This window comes from Phyllobacterium sp. (assembly GCF_037994405.1).
In the GTDB taxonomy this organism is placed as follows: domain Bacteria; phylum Pseudomonadota; class Alphaproteobacteria; order Rhizobiales; family Rhizobiaceae; genus Phyllobacterium.
Window position 1 is genome coordinate 1 of the sequence record NZ_JBBNAN010000137.1, and the last position, 16059, is coordinate 16059.

20 protein-coding genes and 1 tRNA gene are annotated in these 16059 nt (G+C 56.3%); 6 read left to right on the forward strand and 15 right to left on the reverse strand.

Translation table 11 applies throughout. From position 1 onward, the window contains the following. Positions 1-176 precede the first annotated feature (176 nt). Positions 177-1355 carry a HAMP domain-containing sensor histidine kinase gene (locus AAAC48_RS08390; protein WP_340653743.1) on the forward strand — a complete coding sequence of 393 codons (1179 nt, stop codon included), beginning with the start codon at positions 177-179 and terminating at the stop codon, positions 1353-1355. A 43-nt stretch (positions 1356-1398) separates the two neighbouring features. On the opposite strand, the gene leuD is transcribed toward AAAC48_RS08390, so the two are convergent. Continuing rightward, the gene (gene leuD, locus AAAC48_RS08395) at positions 1399-2004 is read right to left on the reverse strand and encodes a 3-isopropylmalate dehydratase small subunit (protein WP_340653744.1); all 606 of its coding nucleotides are present in this window, start codon (positions 2002-2004) and stop codon (positions 1399-1401) included. Positions 2005-2155: 151 nt separating this feature from the next. On the opposite strand from leuD, the gene AAAC48_RS08400 reads away from it, so the two are divergent. Further along, the gene (locus AAAC48_RS08400) at positions 2156-3037 is read left to right on the forward strand and encodes a CoA ester lyase (protein ID WP_340653745.1); all 882 of its coding nucleotides are present in this window, start codon (positions 2156-2158) and stop codon (positions 3035-3037) included. A 63-nt stretch (positions 3038-3100) separates the two neighbouring features. After that, a complete protein-coding gene (locus tag AAAC48_RS08405; RefSeq protein ID WP_100000854.1) occupies positions 3101-3307 on the forward strand; it encodes a DUF1737 domain-containing protein in 207 nt (68 codons plus the stop codon). Here the strand turns inward: AAAC48_RS08405 and AAAC48_RS08410 are convergent. The 7 genes from AAAC48_RS08410 to AAAC48_RS08440 form a co-directional block, all read right to left on the reverse strand. Continuing rightward, on the reverse strand, positions 3288-3647 hold the full coding sequence (locus tag AAAC48_RS08410; RefSeq protein WP_340653746.1) for a hypothetical protein: 360 nt from the start codon (positions 3645-3647) through the stop codon (positions 3288-3290). The two genes, AAAC48_RS08405 and AAAC48_RS08410, sit on opposite strands and share 20 nt — an antisense overlap. Positions 3648-3737: 90 nt before the next feature. Continuing rightward, a complete protein-coding gene (locus tag AAAC48_RS08415) occupies positions 3738-4160 on the reverse strand; it encodes a metallopeptidase family protein (RefSeq protein ID WP_340653747.1) in 423 nt (140 codons plus the stop codon). A 67-nt stretch (positions 4161-4227) separates the two neighbouring features. Next, entirely contained in the window at positions 4228-4806 is a 579-nt protein-coding gene (locus AAAC48_RS08420; protein ID WP_340653748.1) for a TetR/AcrR family transcriptional regulator, read from the reverse strand. Positions 4807-4883: 77 nt separating this feature from the next. Beyond that, the gene (locus AAAC48_RS08425) at positions 4884-5078 is read right to left on the reverse strand and encodes a Trm112 family protein (RefSeq protein ID WP_340653749.1); all 195 of its coding nucleotides are present in this window, start codon (positions 5076-5078) and stop codon (positions 4884-4886) included. A 10-nt stretch (positions 5079-5088) separates the two neighbouring features. After that, complete coding sequence (locus AAAC48_RS08430; RefSeq protein ID WP_340653750.1) at positions 5089-5751, reverse strand: LON peptidase substrate-binding domain-containing protein; 663 nt, start codon at positions 5749-5751, stop codon at positions 5089-5091. A gap of 62 nt (positions 5752-5813) precedes the next feature. After that, positions 5814-6794 (reverse strand): thioredoxin, encoded by a 981-nt coding sequence (trxA, locus tag AAAC48_RS08435; RefSeq protein WP_340653751.1) that lies wholly within the window; start codon positions 6792-6794, stop codon positions 5814-5816. Positions 6795-6871: 77 nt separating this feature from the next. After that, on the reverse strand, positions 6872-7381 hold the full coding sequence (locus AAAC48_RS08440; RefSeq protein ID WP_340653752.1) for a prolyl-tRNA synthetase associated domain-containing protein: 510 nt from the start codon (positions 7379-7381) through the stop codon (positions 6872-6874). Positions 7382-7583: 202 nt separating this feature from the next. On the opposite strand from AAAC48_RS08440, the gene AAAC48_RS08445 reads away from it, so the two are divergent. After that, positions 7584-7658 (forward strand) — tRNA-Gly (locus AAAC48_RS08445). Between the two features lie 83 nt (positions 7659-7741). Here AAAC48_RS08445 and AAAC48_RS08450 read toward each other — a convergent pair. Beyond that, positions 7742-8170, reverse strand: a complete 429-nt coding sequence (locus AAAC48_RS08450) for a GNAT family N-acetyltransferase (protein ID WP_340653761.1) — start codon at positions 8168-8170, stop codon at positions 7742-7744. Between the two features lie 124 nt (positions 8171-8294). Then, on the reverse strand, positions 8295-8441 hold the full coding sequence (locus AAAC48_RS08455; RefSeq protein WP_340653753.1) for a hypothetical protein: 147 nt from the start codon (positions 8439-8441) through the stop codon (positions 8295-8297). Between the two features lie 73 nt (positions 8442-8514). Here AAAC48_RS08455 and AAAC48_RS08460 point away from each other — a divergent pair, with 73 nt between their 5' ends. Together AAAC48_RS08460 and holA are read left to right on the forward strand one after the other, a co-directional pair. After that, positions 8515-8907, forward strand: coding sequence for a LysR substrate-binding domain-containing protein (locus AAAC48_RS08460; protein WP_340653754.1), 393 nt, complete (start codon positions 8515-8517; stop codon positions 8905-8907). Positions 8908-8998: 91 nt separating this feature from the next. Beyond that, positions 8999-10048 (forward strand): DNA polymerase III subunit delta, encoded by a 1050-nt coding sequence (gene holA, locus AAAC48_RS08465; protein WP_340653755.1) that lies wholly within the window; start codon positions 8999-9001, stop codon positions 10046-10048. A gap of 8 nt (positions 10049-10056) precedes the next feature. On the opposite strand, the gene AAAC48_RS08470 is transcribed toward holA, so the two are convergent. The 5 genes from AAAC48_RS08470 to mnmE form a co-directional block, all read right to left on the reverse strand. Then, a complete protein-coding gene (locus tag AAAC48_RS08470; RefSeq protein ID WP_340653756.1) occupies positions 10057-10941 on the reverse strand; it encodes a ParB/RepB/Spo0J family partition protein in 885 nt (294 codons plus the stop codon). Between the two features lie 39 nt (positions 10942-10980). Further along, entirely contained in the window at positions 10981-11775 is a 795-nt protein-coding gene (locus AAAC48_RS08475; protein WP_340653757.1) for a ParA family protein, read from the reverse strand. Positions 11776-11832: 57 nt separating this feature from the next. Next, positions 11833-12474 carry a 16S rRNA (guanine(527)-N(7))-methyltransferase RsmG gene (gene rsmG / locus AAAC48_RS08480; protein ID WP_340653758.1) on the reverse strand — a complete coding sequence of 214 codons (642 nt, stop codon included), beginning with the start codon at positions 12472-12474 and terminating at the stop codon, positions 11833-11835. Further along, positions 12471-14336, reverse strand: a complete 1866-nt coding sequence (mnmG, locus tag AAAC48_RS08485; RefSeq protein ID WP_340653759.1) for a tRNA uridine-5-carboxymethylaminomethyl(34) synthesis enzyme MnmG — start codon at positions 14334-14336, stop codon at positions 12471-12473. The genes rsmG and mnmG overlap by 4 nt, the downstream gene beginning before the upstream one ends. A gap of 696 nt (positions 14337-15032) precedes the next feature. Continuing rightward, the coding region (mnmE, locus tag AAAC48_RS08490) for a tRNA uridine-5-carboxymethylaminomethyl(34) synthesis GTPase MnmE (protein WP_340653760.1) at positions 15033-16059 on the reverse strand (1027 nt) is incomplete at its 5' end.

The window sequence follows — 16059 nt, forward strand, 5'->3', positions numbered from 1 at the left end:
TATTCATCCTCCTCTTCGCAGCTGGATCGCCAATCCCCGGCTTTTGGTGGACAATGAAGCATCGGTCGCTGTCCTGAAAGGCGCGATTGACCGCGATCGGAGCGGCAGGTTGATAGGCAACGAAACGAGCGAACTGCTCGCGTTTCGCGGGGAATTTCCCCAACGTCTGGTACATAGTGCGCGACACCAGCGGTCAGAGCCTGCAAGCGGGTAAAGTTCCCGATGTCTATACGAAGCAGGCGGGCGAGCTGCTGAATGCGGTGAGCAGGGCCACCCTAGGCTTCGACGAAAATGACATGACGCCGGAAGCCTACGTGGAGAGAGTGGACACCAGGGCCGGGCCAGTACAAATCATCACAGCAACGCGTGCTTCGCGCAACGAAACGCAGGGACTCGAGATCAACATTTCAGCCACCGTGGATGTGGCGCGAAATCCCGATGGCAGCACAAACTGGCTAAGGGTACTTCCGATCCTGGCTATCTTGATCACGATTCTGCTTCTGCCCGTCATCCTTGTGATGGGGGTCACAACGCTTGTGACAACACCTGCAGTCGTTCGCCGGTCCCTTGCTGGCCTCATTGGTATCGCCCGCCAGGCAGCGCACATTGATATCAACAATCGCGCAATGCAGCTTCCCGTCACAAATGTGCCGCAGGAGATTGCACCCCTGGTGCAGGCCTTTAACCAGGCGCTCGGGCGCCTTGCTCACGGCTATGACCGACACAATCGCTTCCTGACCGACGCTGCGCATGAACTGCGGACGCCCATTGCCATTTTGAGGACACGGGCGGATTTATTGAAGCAGGAGCCTCAGAGTGTACGACTGGTCCAGGACATCGAGCGGTTGTCGCATCTGGCGCAGCAACTTCTTGACCACCAGCTCCTTGATCGGCCCGCCAGCCAGCGCCAGATCATCAATCTCGCTGAACTCGCCAGCCGCGTCGCTGCCGACTTTGCGCCGCTCGCCATTGAAGCGGGCTATGACCTTGCCTTCGAGCCTGGCACCTATGAGGTCTGGGTCGAAGGCAACGTCCTGCAGATCGAGCAAGCACTGGCAAATATCATTCGCAATGCCATCGATCACGGCGGAGGCTTTGGCACGATTACGGTTTTGATTGATGAAACCGGGGCCATTGAAATCCGGGATCAAGGACCCGGAATTCCGATCGAAGAGCATAAAAATATTTTTGAACCCTTCTATCGTTTGCAACCGCAATCGTGGGGAGCGGGTCTCGGCCTGAATCTCGCCCGGCAAATCGCGATCCTGCATAAAGGGACATTAGAAATTCTGGGGGGTTCCTGGCTCGGCGCGCGCGTTCGGCTGCAGCTGCCGGTTCAGCAGCGCCAGAAGTGAGCGAGCCCGGATATCCGGGCTCTTGAGATCGCTTTGACCAGCCTTACGCCCAGGGATGCTTTGCTGCGTTTGCGGATTCGAAACTGTCGATCTTCGCCGCCTTTTCCATCGTCAGACCAATATCATCGAGGCCGTTGAGCATGCAGTAACGGCGGAATTCATCAAGCTCGAAATTGATCGTGCCGCCATCTGGTCCCTTGATCGTCAATTCTTCGAGGTCAATGGAAAGCGTCGCATTGGCGCCTCGCTGTGCGTCATCCATCAGCTTCTCAAGATCTTCCTGGCTGACACGGATCGGCAGGATGCCATTCTTGAAACAGTTATTGTAGAAAATATCGGCAAAGCTGGTAGAGATCACGCAACGAATGCCGAAATCGAGCAGCGCCCACGGTGCGTGCTCACGGCTTGATCCGCAGCCGAAATTATCGCCGGCAACAAGGATCTGCGCCTTGCGATAGGCTGGCTTGTTAAGGACGAAGTCCGGATTCTCGCTGCCATCATCATTGTAGCGCATCTCTGCAAACAGGCCCGTACCAAGCCCGGTCCGCTTGATCGTCTTCAGGTAATCCTTGGGAATGATCATATCCGTATCGACATTGATGATTGGCAGCGGAGCGGCGACGCCGGTGAGTTTGGTAAATTTGTCCATGATGTCTGCCTGTAGATCCTGGGTAATGACTTTGCGTTTCGCTTTACACCAGCTTGGCTGCGAATCAAAGCGTTTAGCCTGTGGCACTTTGGGCAAGCGTTCGCACATGATTGCACTTGTCTTGATTGTCCGATCAAGGCAGAAAGTTCACATGAGCAAACCGTTCCGCCCTCGCCGCTCCGTCCTTTATGTTCCGGCCTCGAATACCAAGGCTCTGGTAAAAATCGCTTCGCTATCCGCAGACGCAATCATTTTCGATTTGGAAGACGCCGTCGCACCGAACGTCAAGGACGATGCGCGCGAAGCCTTGCGGAGTTATTTTCGAATGCATTCAACGAGCAAGGCCGAACGGATTATCCGCATCAATGGTCTTACAAGCGAATGGGGCGCCGAGGACTTGCTCGCGGCCCGGGCTTGCCAGCCGGATGCAATTCTTCTCCCGAAAGTTGAGAAACCCCAGGATATTACCAGTGTTGCAGATCTCCTGGAGGAAACCGACGCTTCAGAGGGGATTCGTCTTTGGGCGATGATTGAAACACCGCGCGGCATTCTTAACGCTGACGAGATCGCCGAGCTGGGTTTGCGATCGACGGCGCGGCTGGATTGCTTCGTGATCGGAACCAATGATATCGCCAAGGAGACAGGTGCAAGATTGACGAAGGGCCGTGCTTCCCTCATTCCATGGCTGATGCAAATATTGCTTTGCGCCAAGGCAGGAAGACTTGATGTGATTGACGGCGTCTACAACGATTTTGCTGACCTTGATGGTTTTGCTACCGAATGCGCTGAGGCTGCTTATATGGGGTTCGACGGCAAGACGCTAATCCATCCATCGCAGATTGAAACGGCAAATACAGCCTTTCTTCCCGATGGAAATGCCGTTAACGAGGCCCGCTCCGTCGTGGCCGCTTTTGCCCAATCCGAAAACAAGGACAAGGGCGCAATTGCACTGAATGGCAAGATGGTCGAACGCCTGCATCTCGAAGCTGCGCAAAAATTGCTGGCAATAGTCGATACAATCGGCAGGAATTGAACTTGGACTACACAGGACGAAACAGGATCGGCGAATTTTGATCCAAATCTAGGAACGACAATCATGAAACTATACCGGCTTCTGACAGGTCCCGATGATGCTAGCTTTTGCCACAAGGTAACCGCCGCGGTAAACAAGGGTTGGCATATATACGGCTCGCCCACATACGCGTTCAACTCCGCCACCGGCGTGATGCAGTGTGGCCAAGCTGTGGTGAAGGATGTCGACGGCGTCGATTACGAACCTGGTATCAAGCTGAGTGATTACTGAGCACGATTTCTAGGCGGCGCTTGAGCGCGCGGTACTGCTCTTCAGATGTATCGGCCATCGCCTCCTCGCGCGTGACCGGCCGGTCCTCGAAAGGAATTGGCCGGTCAAACTGGCTCACGGTCATATCCCATTTGATGCCATCGATGACATTGTAGAAATGCGTGCCGCCATAGGTCTTTGTCTTCAGGATGGATCCGCCAAACAGATCCTGCGTCACTAGCGACGTCACGCTGCACTGTCCCTTGGCAGGATTTTCCGGTGACCATGAACCTGAACTTTCGACGCTCCATGCGGTTTTCAGCGCCCAATAGAGATCATAGGGTGTTGCACAGTCCGCCACGGCATTCTCCTTTGCGATTCCGAGAGGTTGATGCTGGAGGGATAGCGGAAGTCCGACAAACTGCAACCCGCAACCGCTTCACTGCGGTTACTATTCGACGGTTGCTTCGATTCGTTCCATGTCCTCGTCCGACAGGCCGAAATGATGGCCTATCTCATGGATCAGCACATGGGTAACGATATCTCCCAACGCTTCCTCATACTCTGCCCAGTAGTCGATGACGGCGCGGCGATAGATTGTTATGCGATTGGCTTGTTCACCTGTCTGCAGCGAAAAACGCTCGCCGATGCCTGCTCCTTCGAAAAGCCCAAGAAGATCAAAGGGAGATTCCAAGCCCATATCCTCGACGATCTGATCGTCAGGAAATTCTGAAACCTGAATGGTGATATCGCCGCACAGGCTGCGAAAAGTCTCGGGCAGATGCGCATAGGCTTCGATCGCCAGCGATTCGATCTCGCCAATCGATGGTGACAGACGATTACCCCAGTCGGCAGTTTGGTTACTTCGGGCCATCGGAACTCCTGGATTCTTCCGGCATCATATAGTGCGTTTCCCTCATGGATGCGAGAGGGTCAACCCGTCAACTCCGCGAGGGCGTACCCATGAGCAATCGCTCCATTCTCCGGAAACTTTCGGCAAGCACGGTTGGATCCCTCAGGCCATGCGCCAACATGATTCCACCCTGCCATTCGGTCAACGCGTTGCGTGCGATGCCCAAGGCGGTGGATGGGCGGATACCTGTCCGCCCAAGTTCACGGCCGATGAAACCGATGAGGAGGCTGAACGCTTCTGCAGCGCGACCGGCTGCTTCAGGCGATTCGTGGCGAAAGTCGCGGATGCCCAAAGCAATCGGACAACCATGTTCCACGCGGCTTTTCAGCGAATGTCCCAGCTTTTCAATTAGAAGCTGTAGCCGCGTCCGCGGGTTCTGGTCTGCCTCGGTAATCTCAGCCAGCATCTCTTCGGTTTCAGCAACAAAGATATCTGCCACGCCGCGCGCCAGTTCGGCCTTGCTCTTGAAGTAGTAGTAGATGTTACCAAGCGGAATGCCCGAATTCGCCGCGATGTCAGCAAGACTGGTGACCGTATATCCTTGGCGCCAAAACAGACCCGCCGCCGTGGCGATCAAGACTTCGCGTTTTTCGTTTCGCTTCGCCATATTACTTTCTGTTGTCAGTTATGCAACTGACTCCGGTTATGACGGATATTTTTCGTCGAAGAAAGCACCAAGCTAGGTCAGTCTTCAATGGCCCGTGCTTCGGACGGCAGCATGATCGGAATGCCATCTCTTACAGGATAGGCGAGATGCGCGGATTTGGAAACGAGTTCCAATTTCTCCTGGTCGTAAACAAGTGGCCCCTTGGTCAGCGGGCATACCAGGAGATCGAGCAGCTTGCGGTCGAGGGCTGTATCGCGCTTGTTATCGGTCATAGGGTGGTCCTTACTGCAGGCTACCTTCGAAATCATCTTGATCCTTGGCCAACGCAATCTCGGTGATTGCGATCAGCGTTTCCGCTCTGGTCTTCAAGTCCGCCGCCTCCAGCAGGGCCTGCTTCTCCGCCGCGCCAAAGGGCGACATCATGGCAAGTGCATTGACGAGCGTTTCATTGCCTGCCCTCGAAATTCCATCCCAGTCTGCTTCAAGATTGTTGGCGTCAAGATAGGCGCGAAAAACGCGCAGCAGCGCCAATCTGTCGACTTCCGAATCGTCGGCCTCATCGAGGTCGGCGAGCAGCGGCGCAATCTTGCATTGGCGGAACGGCGTGCGGGTGCTGAGTTCCTTGATAACGCGGAACCGGCAAATCCCCTGAAGGGTGATCAACAGGCGGCCGTCACCAGTTTCGGCAAAGGACGTGATCCGTCCAAGGCAGCCAACTTCACACAAGTCGCCGTCTTCCTGGTTGTCCTGATCGAAGCGCGGTTGGATCATGCCGATGATACGTTTGCCGCTGAGCGCTGCGTCGATCATGGCAAGGTAGCGAAGCTCGAAAATATTGAGAGGCAATTGGCCGCCCGGAAGCAGCAGCGCTCCGGACAAGGGAAAGATCGGTACGCTTTCCGGAATATCATCCAGCGTTCGATAACGAACATTTCCTGCTTGCATCGCTTAAGCTCCGGGCCGGGATCCGAGAAATTCGGACCTGTGGCTATAGTGCCTGATTTTCGTCAGGAGAACAGCAGGGAAGACAATTTACGGCGCGCGGTAACGGAAGCTTCATCGCCCGGGCCCCACGCGTCAAAAAACTGCAACAACTGCTTGCGGGCACCGTCGTCATTCCATGCACGATCGGCCTTCATGATGGCGAGAAGAAGATCTGCAGCTTCGTGTCGTTGCCCCTTGGCATTCAGGATCATCGCGAGGTCAAACCGCGCCCGATGATCTTTGGGGTTCGCCTGCAACCTTGCTTCGAGCGCCGCGGGGTCGCCCAGCTTCGCCACCTGGTCGGCTAACGCGATTTTTGCTTCAGCGGTCCGCACGGCGGCATCCTGGCTCTTGTCGGCTGGTACTCGATCTAGGATTGCCCTCGCCTGTTCGATGTCGCCAAGCTCGATCAGGACGTTGGCGAGACCTGCAAGCGCCGCAATGTGGTCAGGGACTTCATCGAGAACGGCCCTATAAATCTGCCCAGCCTGCTCGATAGCTCCTGCGTCAACGGCCTGTGCCGCTGCATCGAGCGCCGACTGAACGGCTTCGTCCCTGCCGCCATCAGGCGACGCAATACGGTCGATGAATTCATTCACCTTGGATTCGGGCAGTGCGCCCATGAAACCGTCCACCGGCTTGCCATCAGCAAAGGCGATGACCGCGGGAATGGACTGAATGCCAAGCTGTCCGGCAATGGCGGGGTGATCATCGATGTTCATCTTGACGAGCTTGACGCGCCCGCCCGCAGCGCGGACAACTTTTTCTAGGACAGGCGTCAGCTGTTTGCAGGGACCGCACCATGGTGCCCAGAAATCCACCAGAACTGGCTGACGCTTCGATTCGGCGATCACATCTGCAGAAAAGGCGGCCGTAGTCGTATCCTTAACCAGCTCGCCACTTCCCTGGCTCGCACCATTCGGGGCAGCACTTCCATAGGACACGGTGGTGGTCCCGGCCGTCGTGCCATAGCCGCTTCCGAATGGATTATCTGTCCTGCTCATGAAATTCTCCCGTCATCTGGCTGATCGATTAATCCCAATCGTCGCCATGCCTGGTCGTCTGTCGATAATATCAGCTATCAGTTTGGGGTCGATCCGTCTATTTTCAAGATCAGCGGTGGATGGCCGGTTGCCTCGAGAAAAGTTACCAGATCATCGCGTCCGATCGAAGTCGTCGCCTCATTGGTCAGCGGATGCGCATTGATAACGTCATGTTCCATCAGGCTCTCGTCGAGCACCACCTTGACCTGGTGCTGCGTGTCGTTGATTGCGCCAAACAGGCTGACTGCTCCCGGCACCAGGCCGAGATACTCCAGAAGCTTTTCCGGTTTGCCGAACGACACCCGGCTCGCCGCGCCAATCTTGGTGTGAATCGACTTGAGGTCGACTTCGGCTTCCTCGTCCACCGTTACAAGAAAGAAATTATCCTTCTTGTCCTTCAAGAACAGGTTCTTGGTGTGGGCGCCGGCAACTTGTCCGCGCAGATCCTGTGCTTCGGCTACTGTAAACACAGGCGCGTGGCGAATCGTTGACACCTCGATGCCGAGATTGTCGAGATATTGCATCAATTCTTCGAATGTCTTGGGCATGGCACCTTCTTGAAACTCGCTCCGGCAGATTGGATTTTATCTCTCGTAATAGCTCGCCACCACTGTCTCAAGCAAAAAGCCGCGCTCCTGCGGGGTCTTTGGTTGATTTTTCAAGATATCGTTCAGAAGTCGAAAATTCCCTGTTGCAATTAGCCGGCGCTTGGGTCATATAGGCCCCGCTTCGCAAGACAGACTGGCACATGCGGGAGTAGCTCAGGGGTAGAGCACAACCTTGCCAAGGTTGGGGTCGTGGGTTCGAATCCCATTTCCCGCTCCAGTTTGCTTATACATTTGAAGCACTTAAAAAGGCGTCCTTCGGGACGCCTTTTTGCTGCCCGGACCGCGGCATAAGGCCGATGATCATTGTTCTGCGGTAGCAGCGAGCGCCGAACCGTCAAGCCGATAAAATATCTTCTCCGGCTTTGGCGCAGCTCCAAATCCCTCGTAAAAACCCCGGAGGCTCGGATTATCGCGGTCGGCGGTCCAATCGACGCGTTTGTGACCACGCTCGATGGCCAAGCGCGCCAATGCCTTCATCAAGCATGTTCCTGCGCCGCGACCACGGTGTGATCTGGAAACGAACAGCTCCTTGAGGAACAGGCCCGATTCGAGGCCGGGTCCCGGATAAATGGATGAAAAGGCGGCGAAACCCACGATCTCGTCTGGTCCGGCAACCAGAATTTCTGTACCGCTGGGCATGTTTCGAAGACCGTCCAGGATCGTCTGACGCGGGGGACAGGGAACCTTGTAATGTGCCTGCATCTCTTCAAACAGAACTACGAGCGCCATATGATCCGACGGATTTGACAGGCCTACCTTGATCAATTCCTGATACCCCCATCCGAATTTGAAGAAGGCGGCTCCGAATCCAGTCCGAACCGCCTTTATGGTTACGTGTCGATAAACCCGAGGCCTAATTACCCTTGTTGACGGTGATCGACGCCAGCTTGTTGGCCTTCAGAGCATATTTATCCAGCAGTGCATCGTAAGCACCGTTCGTCTGCAGTTGTTCGAGCGCAACCTTCACGGCGTCACGCAGTTGCGGTTGCGTTTTCAGCACTGGAATTCCTGCCAACGACTGACTGAAAGCTCTCCGGGTGCCACATAGGTGTCCGGCTCAAGTTTCCGGTTGTATGGCAGGGTCAAAACTTGGCGGCGTTGAACGACCTGAAGATATTCTCGGATTTCCATTGCTTGACCACAAGCATACGCCGTTGCGTTGGAGCGAGTTTGCCCAAGCCCATGGCATCGAAGACTTCGTCCCCGACCGCATCACTCATTTCGGGTTTTATGCCCTGGTCATTCGTGCGGCGATCGCGGGGCAGGGTCTTGCATTGGTACCGCGCGGTCTGATTGCCGACGAACTCGATAATGGTAAGCTGTTGAACCCCAAAGGGTTCGGCTTTGTCAGCAGCCATGCCTATTGGCTGACCTGCCCTCTCGACAGGCCACGGCGTCCAGCTATGCAGGTATTTCTTGATTGGCTGCTTCACGAAGTAAATACGATGCCACCAGAGCATCGTTAGCCAACTAATTTACGGGCGATTGAGACTATTGCCTCTGCATCTGCCGTCTTCATATTTGCAATCCTTGTGCAAACTAGTAAACCCATGATCCATGGCACAGAAGAAAGCACACGAAGTTGATTCCTTCCTGAAGCGGCTCGACCGCACCTATCCCATCGTGTTGCTTTACGGCCCCGACAAGGGTCTGGTGAGTGAGAGAGCAGGGGCGTTCATCAAATTGAGCGGGCTCGCAAAGGACGACCCGTTTGCTGTCATTCGGGTTGACGCGGACGACGTCAATGCCGAGCCGGGCCGGCTCTCCGATGAAGCCAACACGATTTCCATGTTCGGCGGCGAACGTCTGATCTGGGTGCGCAATGCCGCGGGGCAAAAGGGCTTGGCCGATGCCGTTGCCTATCTCGCGAAAAACCCGCCAGCCGACACCTTCATCCTGATCGAGGCCGGAGATCTGAAAAAGGGTGCGGGTCTGCGCGGCACGGTCGAGCAAAGCGCCAGCGCCATGGCCCTGCCCTGTTACAGCGATGACGCGCGCGGGATCGACAGTACCATCGATGATATGCTCGCCAGGAACCGGCTGCAGATCACACTCGACGCCCGCAATCTGCTCAAGGAAAGCCTCGGCGGTGATCGGCTGGCAACGCGTGCCGAACTCGAGAAGATCTGCCTCTATGCCCACGGAAGGGAGCGCATCACCATCGGCGATGTGCGCGATATCATCGGCGACGTCAGCGCCACATCCTATGAAACCATCGTCGATGCGATGATGATCGGCAATATGACCGACTTTACCCACGCCTTCGATCGCGTGATCGGGACGGGCTCGTCCAGTTTTCTCATCCTGAGCGCTGCAATTCGCCAGTTCCAGTCGTTACAAGCATTACGTTACGGCATGGAAAGTGAAGGCAAGAATGCAGGAACAGCTGTCGCTACGGCACGCCCACCGATCTTCTTTGCGCGCAAAAAGCTGGTCGAGACAGCCTTGCAGCGCTGGACCACACAATCCTGCTCCCGGGCGATCGAGCGGCTGCAACGTACAGTTCTGGAAAGCCGGCGCAACGCGGCGCTGGCCATTCCCGTTATCCGTCAATCGCTCATAGCATTGGCAGCAGAAGCGGCGCGGGCTGGCCGCAGCGGGCGCTAATCAGAAAATCAACTTTGCAAACGGCGGCAAATCTCGTCGAGCTGCTCCAGCGTCGTATAGTGGATACGAACGTCGCCACCCTTGTTCTGATGATTGACGGTGACCCGCATGCCGGTGACATCCGACAACAGCTTCTCCAGGGCGCGCGTATCGGCATCCTTGTCGTCACCATCAACAGCCTTGACCTTCGGAGCAGACGGTTTGCCCCCCCCACCTTGCGCAAGCGCTTCCGCCTGACGCACCGATAGGCCGTCGCGGACAATCTTGTCTGCGAGCGCACCGGGATTCTCCGCCGTAATCAGCGTCCGCGCGTGCCCGGCTGACAGCGCACCATTGGTGATCATGTCGCGAACTGGCTCCGGGAGTTTCAACAGGCGCAGCGTATTGGCGACATGACTGCGGCTCTTGCCAATAACCTGCGCCAAATCTGCCTGGGTATACTCGTGATCATCGATAAGCTGTTGATATCCCGTGCCTTCTTCGATCGGATTGAGATCAGCCCGCTGTACGTTTTCAATGATCGCAAGTTCGAGTGCAACGCGATCATTGACCTCGCGGATAATGACCGGAACGGTCGTCAAACCCGCACGCTGGGCCGCGCGCCAGCGGCGTTCACCAGCGATCAGCTCATAATGATCCGGTGAATCCCTGAGGGGCCGGACAACGACGGGTTGGACAATGCCATGCTCGCGGATGGATTGGGTGAGATCTTCGAGATCACCTTCCGTGAACAACCGGCGCGGGTTGCGCGGGTTGCGGGTGACAAACTCAATGGGAACCTGACGATCCAGAGTCGCAACGCGCTGAGCATTCTCATCCGGCAGCCGGTCCATCTCACCAATCAGTGCTGCAAGACCGCGGCCGAGGCGCTTTTTTGACAGATCTTCATTCATTGTCTTAAGGCTCTCATAAATGTTTCGTCTTCGAATCGATCAAGCGGCGCGCAAATGCCGCTCTCTTTGGATTACTTCGGATGCAAGCTGCAGATAGGCCTGACTGCCGGCGCATTTCAGATCATAGAGAATGGCGGGGATGCCGTAGGACGGGGCCTCCGATACGCGCACATTCCGGGGAATGACCGTGCGGTAAACTTTGTCGCCCATAAAGGACCGAACGTCATCGACCACCTGGGTAGCGAGATTATTGCGCCCATCATACATGGTGAGGACGATACCTTGAATGGTGAGGTTGGGATTGAGCGCTGTCCGAACCTGATTGACGGTCTCTAGCAGCTGACTCAATCCTTCAAGTGCGAAGAACTCACATTGCAGCGGAACGAGGACTGAATCAGCGGCAGCCATAGCGTTCATCGTCAACAGGTTGAGGGAAGGGGGACAATCAATCAATATGTAGGAGAAGGGCGAGGCGGCTGGATTGCCGCGAAACGCCTTGCGCAAACGGGTTGCGCGGTCTGCCGCATTGGCGATCTCCATTTCAACGCCGAGAAGGTCAAGCGTCGACGGTATCAGCGACAGGCTGGGCACGGCGGTCGATACGGCGGCGTCTCCAACAGAAGCCGTCTGCATCAAGACGTCATAGGACGATATTTCGCGGCTTTTCCGATCAATTCCGAGACCCGTGCTGGCGTTGCCCTGAGGATCGAGGTCCACGATCAGGACATTCTCACCAATCGCGGCCAAGGCCGTCGCAAGGTTGATTGCGGTCGTGGTTTTCCCAACGCCACCTTTTTGATTGGCTATGGTAATGATACGAGTCTGGCTGTTCATCACTGTTTTCCTGCTCAAAACACCATTCCAGGCGATCAGATAGGTGTAAGTCGGCTGTCAGTTCAGGCCGGTACGCCGCAAATTGCTGATCTGCAACACGACAGAATCCTTGTCGACCACACTTGCTCGTTCTAACAGATCAAACGTCCATGCGTCACGGCTTTCCTCAATTTCCCGGCGGTAATCCCGTCCTTTTTGAAACAACGCCGTTGCACCTGTGGTCAGCCAAGGCTCTGCAAGCACAAAAAGATCGCTCAATGACGCGAGCGCGCGAGCGGTAATGATCTCCGGGTTCCGTATTTTGGTCCATACAGCGTCGATTCGCGCAGCGTGGACCGTTCCAGGCGCAGAAAATTGACCAATAGCCGTCCGCAAGAATGCCGCCTTCTTGCCGTTACTTTCCACCAGATCGATTCGGCCGCCTGGGCGTTCTTTAAGCAAAATCGCCAGCACAACACCGGGGAACCCGCCGCCCGAGCCCAGATCTAGCCAGTTTTCTGCGTTTGGCGCCATATCGAAAAGTTGGGCGCTATCGACGATATGCCGCTCCCAAAGCTGATCAAGCGTCGAGGGCGAGGCAAGATTGATGGCCTTTGACCATTTACGGAAGAGTTCTTCAAAGCCGCACAAGTTATCCACTGTTTCACGTGAAACATGGGATAATACTTCTTGCAGGCGTTTTTCCCGACCGGCACTCACGCCACGTCTCGCGCGGTGGCTCGCCGTATCTGCGTGATGATCAAAGCCACAGCTGCGGGGGTTATGCCGTCAATACGCTGCGCCTCTGCAATCGAACGCGGCTGGCGCTGCTTAAGCTTCTGTTTCAACTCATTCGATAGACCAGATGTCTCGGAAAAATCGATCGACCGCGGAATCAGCAGAGATTCTTCCCGTTCCATGGCGGCCACATCGGCCCCCTGCCGCTCGAGATAGACCGCATATTGCGCTTCAATCTCCAGCGCGTCACCAACCCGGCCGCCAATCTGCCGAAGCTCCGGCCAGACCAGCTTGATACGCTCAAGATCAATATCCGGGAACGCTAGCAGGTCATAGGCCGAGCGACGGATACCATCCTGGTTGAGATGGAGGTCAAATTGCGCCGCTGCGTTGGGCGTGATTACCAGGCTCTTTGCCAATTCACGCGCAGCATCGAGATCCCGCGTCCGGCTAGCGAAGCGATCCTTGCGGGCTTTCCCCAGGATGCCGAGCCGTTCGGCCATTGGCGTTAAACGCTCATCCGCATTGTCTGCTCGCAGCGACAGCCGAAATTCGGCGCGCGAGGTAAACATACGATATGGCTCGCTCACGCCGCGAGAAGTGAGATCGTCGACCATGACACCGATATAGGCTTCGGTGCGATGAATAATGACAGGTTCTGCTCCACCAGCGAGCCGTGCAGCGTTGAGACCGGCCAGCAGGCCCTGTGCTGCGGCTTCTTCGTAACCGGTCGTACCATTGATCTGACCTGCCAGAAACAGGCCGCCGATGCGCCGCGTCTGCAAGCTACGATCAAGCTCGCGCGGATCAATGAAATCATACTCGATCGCGTAGCCTGGCTGCAGCATTGTTGCGCGCTCCAGGCCTGGGATCGTCTTCAGCAAATCCAGTTGCACGTCTTCAGGCAGCGAAGTCGAAATGCCGTTGGGATAGACGGTGTGATCGTCGAGCCCTTCCGGCTCCAGGAAAATCTGATGGCCATCGCGATCGCCGAACTTGACGATCTTGTCCTCGACCGAAGGACAGTAGCGCGGGCCGATACCTTCGATCGAGCCGGAATACATTGCGGACCGATGCAGGTTGGCACGAATGATAGCATGGGTTTCCGGCGTCGTCCTCGTGATACCGCAATCAATCTGCGGATTCTGGATCGAATCCGTCATCAAGGAGAATGGCAGCGGGTCCTCGTCCGCAGATTGAACATCGAGGCTCTGCCAATCAATCGTGCGGCCATCCAGGCGCGGCGGCGTCCCTGTTTTCAATCGGCCAAGGGCAAACGTGTGGCTCGCCAGCGTGTCTGACAGCCCAAGGGCAGGGGCCTCGCCCATTCGTCCCGCTGGGATCTTCTTCTCACCGATGTGGATCAAACCACGCAAGAATGTTCCCGTCGTCAGGACGACAGCGCCACAGGACAGCATGCGGCCGTCCATCAGCTGAACACCGGCAACCTTGCCATCGTTAATGACGAGGTCATTCGCACCGCCTTCAATTACGGTGAGATTGGGCTGCTCAGCGATCGCTTGACCCATAGCCAGTCGATAAAGCTTCCTGTCTGCCTGGGTGCGAGGTCCGCGAACAGCAGGCCCCTTGCGGCGATTGAGCAGGCGGAACTGGATTCCGGCAGCGTCGGCAACCCTGGCCATCAGGCCGTCCAGCGCATCGATCTCGCGGACAAGATGGCCCTTACCGAGCCCACCAATCGCCGGATTGCAGGACATCACGCCAATCGTATCGGCGCGATGGGTGACAAGGGCTGTCCTGGCGCCAAAGCGCGCGGAAGCAGCCGCCGCTTCGCAGCCGGCATGACCACCACCAATAATGATGACATCAAAAACGTCTTCCACGTGCCAAAACTTTCAGAGATTCGAATCTGCGCCTTGATGGGCAAAACTGCGCCGTGAGTCAAGTATGAGTCAATAAACAGTGTTTCACGTGAAACACTCCGCGTGCCGTTTACACATCGTGAACCGCCCCCGTTGCCACGCCCGCTTTTGCCATTGAATGGTGGTGGGAAGACGGGAGGTCATCGAAGCGCGTCTTTGTAGTTAAGTAATGCGATCCGAAGACCGCCCGACCGGCGACTTTTTATCCCCTCCGTTCCGCTTGCTCGTCCAGCACGCGCCGGTCATTGCGCCGGCAAGGGAACCCTTCGACGGAACTTCCCCGGACAGAGGGTCCGTTACCCGCCATCTGAGGCGCCGATCCTCTCCCGACTTCGAACGGCTCCGGAAGCAGTACCCATAGGACAATAAGCGAGGTTTGAGGGGCGTGGATAAGTTGGCGGCTCTATTTTGGATTTGCGCGTATCGCCATGGAATGGCAAGTTGAGCGCCATCAGCCGATGCCGATGATCTCTTCCCCTCAAGGGGGAGATAAAGGCCGGTGCACCGGCAATCGTCAGCATCGGAGATTAACAATAGTCTCCAAAGGTTGTGCATCCTGGCTTCCTGCAGCCCACCCACCTCCCTCATGGTGCGCCCCGTCGAACCACGTACAATCTTCGCGCCCCGAATCCATGAAACCGGTATGTTTCACGTGAATCATTTGCCAATACAGAACTGCGAGAACACCACATCCAATATATCTTCGACATCCACGTCGCCAGTGATACGTCCGAGCGAATACGACGCGCGGCGCAGAAATTCGGCACGAACTTCGAGGGGGGCGACCTCTTCGCGTATAGCAGCGTCGATTTCCTTGATTGTTTCAACAAGCAGTTCCATGTGACGGCGACGAGTGGGCAGCGGGTCTGAGAGATTGCCTGCAGCGAGCTCCGCTTGCTCGGTAAGCAAGCTCATCAAAGTATCGAGGCCTTCGTCGGTTCTTGTCGAGATGGTCAAATCATAGCCTTCAACGGCTGAACCGGGAGCGAGATCGGACTTGGTGCCGACGCGCACCACTGCGCTATTCTCCAGAATGTCCAGTTGCGGCCCAATTGGATCCGACAGATCAGTCAGGGCGAGGATCAGATCAGCTGCAGTAGCCCGCGCAAGCGCGCGGTCGATACCTATCTGCTCGACCTTGCCCTCTGTCTCGCGAAGGCCGGCGGTATCCGCAACCAGTACGGGTAGGCCGCCGAGGTCCAATTTAATCTCAATCACATCGCGGGTTGTACCGGGCTCATCCGAAACGATGGCAACGTCGCTACCGGCTAAAGCATTCAGCAGGCTGGACTTGCCGGCGTTGGGGGCACCTACGATGACCACCCGAAAACCATCGCGAATAACGGCGCCGCGCCTTCCATCATCGATATGCTTACGGATCCGCTCGGCCAAATCGCGCATGGATCGCCACACCTGGTCGGACACCGAACCCGGGACGTCGGATTCATCGGCGAAATCGAGCTCCGCTTCAATCAAGGCTCGAGCACGGATAAGTTCGGTGCGCCACGACGCATAAAGCTGTGCCTGGGCTCCGGATGAAATCTGCAATGCGAGCCGCCGCTGGCTGTCGGTTTCAGCCGCAATCAGATCGGCCAGTCCTTCGGCAACCGTCAGGTCGAATTTTCCGTTAGCAAAGGCGCGTCGGGTAAATTCTCCTGCTTCCGCCATGCGGCAACCATCAAAC

What these genes read in the sequence shown, in the direction of transcription:
- AAAC48_RS08405 (WP_100000854.1), top strand. Translation starts at nt 3,101, where the DNA reads ATGAAACTATACCGGCTTCTGACAGGTCCCGATGATGCTAGCTTTTGC.
- AAAC48_RS08420 (WP_340653748.1), bottom strand. Translation starts at nt 4,806, where the DNA reads ATGGCGAAGCGAAACGAAAAACGCGAAGTCTTGATCGCCACGGCGGCG.
- AAAC48_RS08450 (WP_340653761.1), bottom strand. Translation starts at nt 8,170, where the DNA reads ATGGCGCTCGTAGTTCTGTTTGAAGAGATGCAGGCACATTACAAGGTT.
- trxA (WP_340653751.1), bottom strand. Translation starts at nt 6,794, where the DNA reads ATGAGCAGGACAGATAATCCATTCGGAAGCGGCTATGGCACGACGGCC.
- AAAC48_RS08460 (WP_340653754.1), top strand. Translation starts at nt 8,515, where the DNA reads ATGGCAGGGTCAAAACTTGGCGGCGTTGAACGACCTGAAGATATTCTC.
- AAAC48_RS08470 (WP_340653756.1), bottom strand. Translation starts at nt 10,941, where the DNA reads ATGAATGAAGATCTGTCAAAAAAGCGCCTCGGCCGCGGTCTTGCAGCA.
- AAAC48_RS08415 (WP_340653747.1), bottom strand. Translation starts at nt 4,160, where the DNA reads ATGGCCCGAAGTAACCAAACTGCCGACTGGGGTAATCGTCTGTCACCA.
- leuD (WP_340653744.1), bottom strand. Translation starts at nt 2,004, where the DNA reads ATGGACAAATTTACCAAACTCACCGGCGTCGCCGCTCCGCTGCCAATC.
- AAAC48_RS08400 (WP_340653745.1), top strand. Translation starts at nt 2,156, where the DNA reads ATGAGCAAACCGTTCCGCCCTCGCCGCTCCGTCCTTTATGTTCCGGCC.
- AAAC48_RS08425 (WP_340653749.1), bottom strand. Translation starts at nt 5,078, where the DNA reads ATGACCGATAACAAGCGCGATACAGCCCTCGACCGCAAGCTGCTCGAT.
- AAAC48_RS08440 (WP_340653752.1), bottom strand. Translation starts at nt 7,381, where the DNA reads ATGCCCAAGACATTCGAAGAATTGATGCAATATCTCGACAATCTCGGC.
- AAAC48_RS08475 (WP_340653757.1), bottom strand. Translation starts at nt 11,775, where the DNA reads ATGAACAGCCAGACTCGTATCATTACCATAGCCAATCAAAAAGGTGGC.
- AAAC48_RS08430 (WP_340653750.1), bottom strand. Translation starts at nt 5,751, where the DNA reads ATGCAAGCAGGAAATGTTCGTTATCGAACGCTGGATGATATTCCGGAA.
- holA (WP_340653755.1), top strand. Translation starts at nt 8,999, where the DNA reads ATGGCACAGAAGAAAGCACACGAAGTTGATTCCTTCCTGAAGCGGCTC.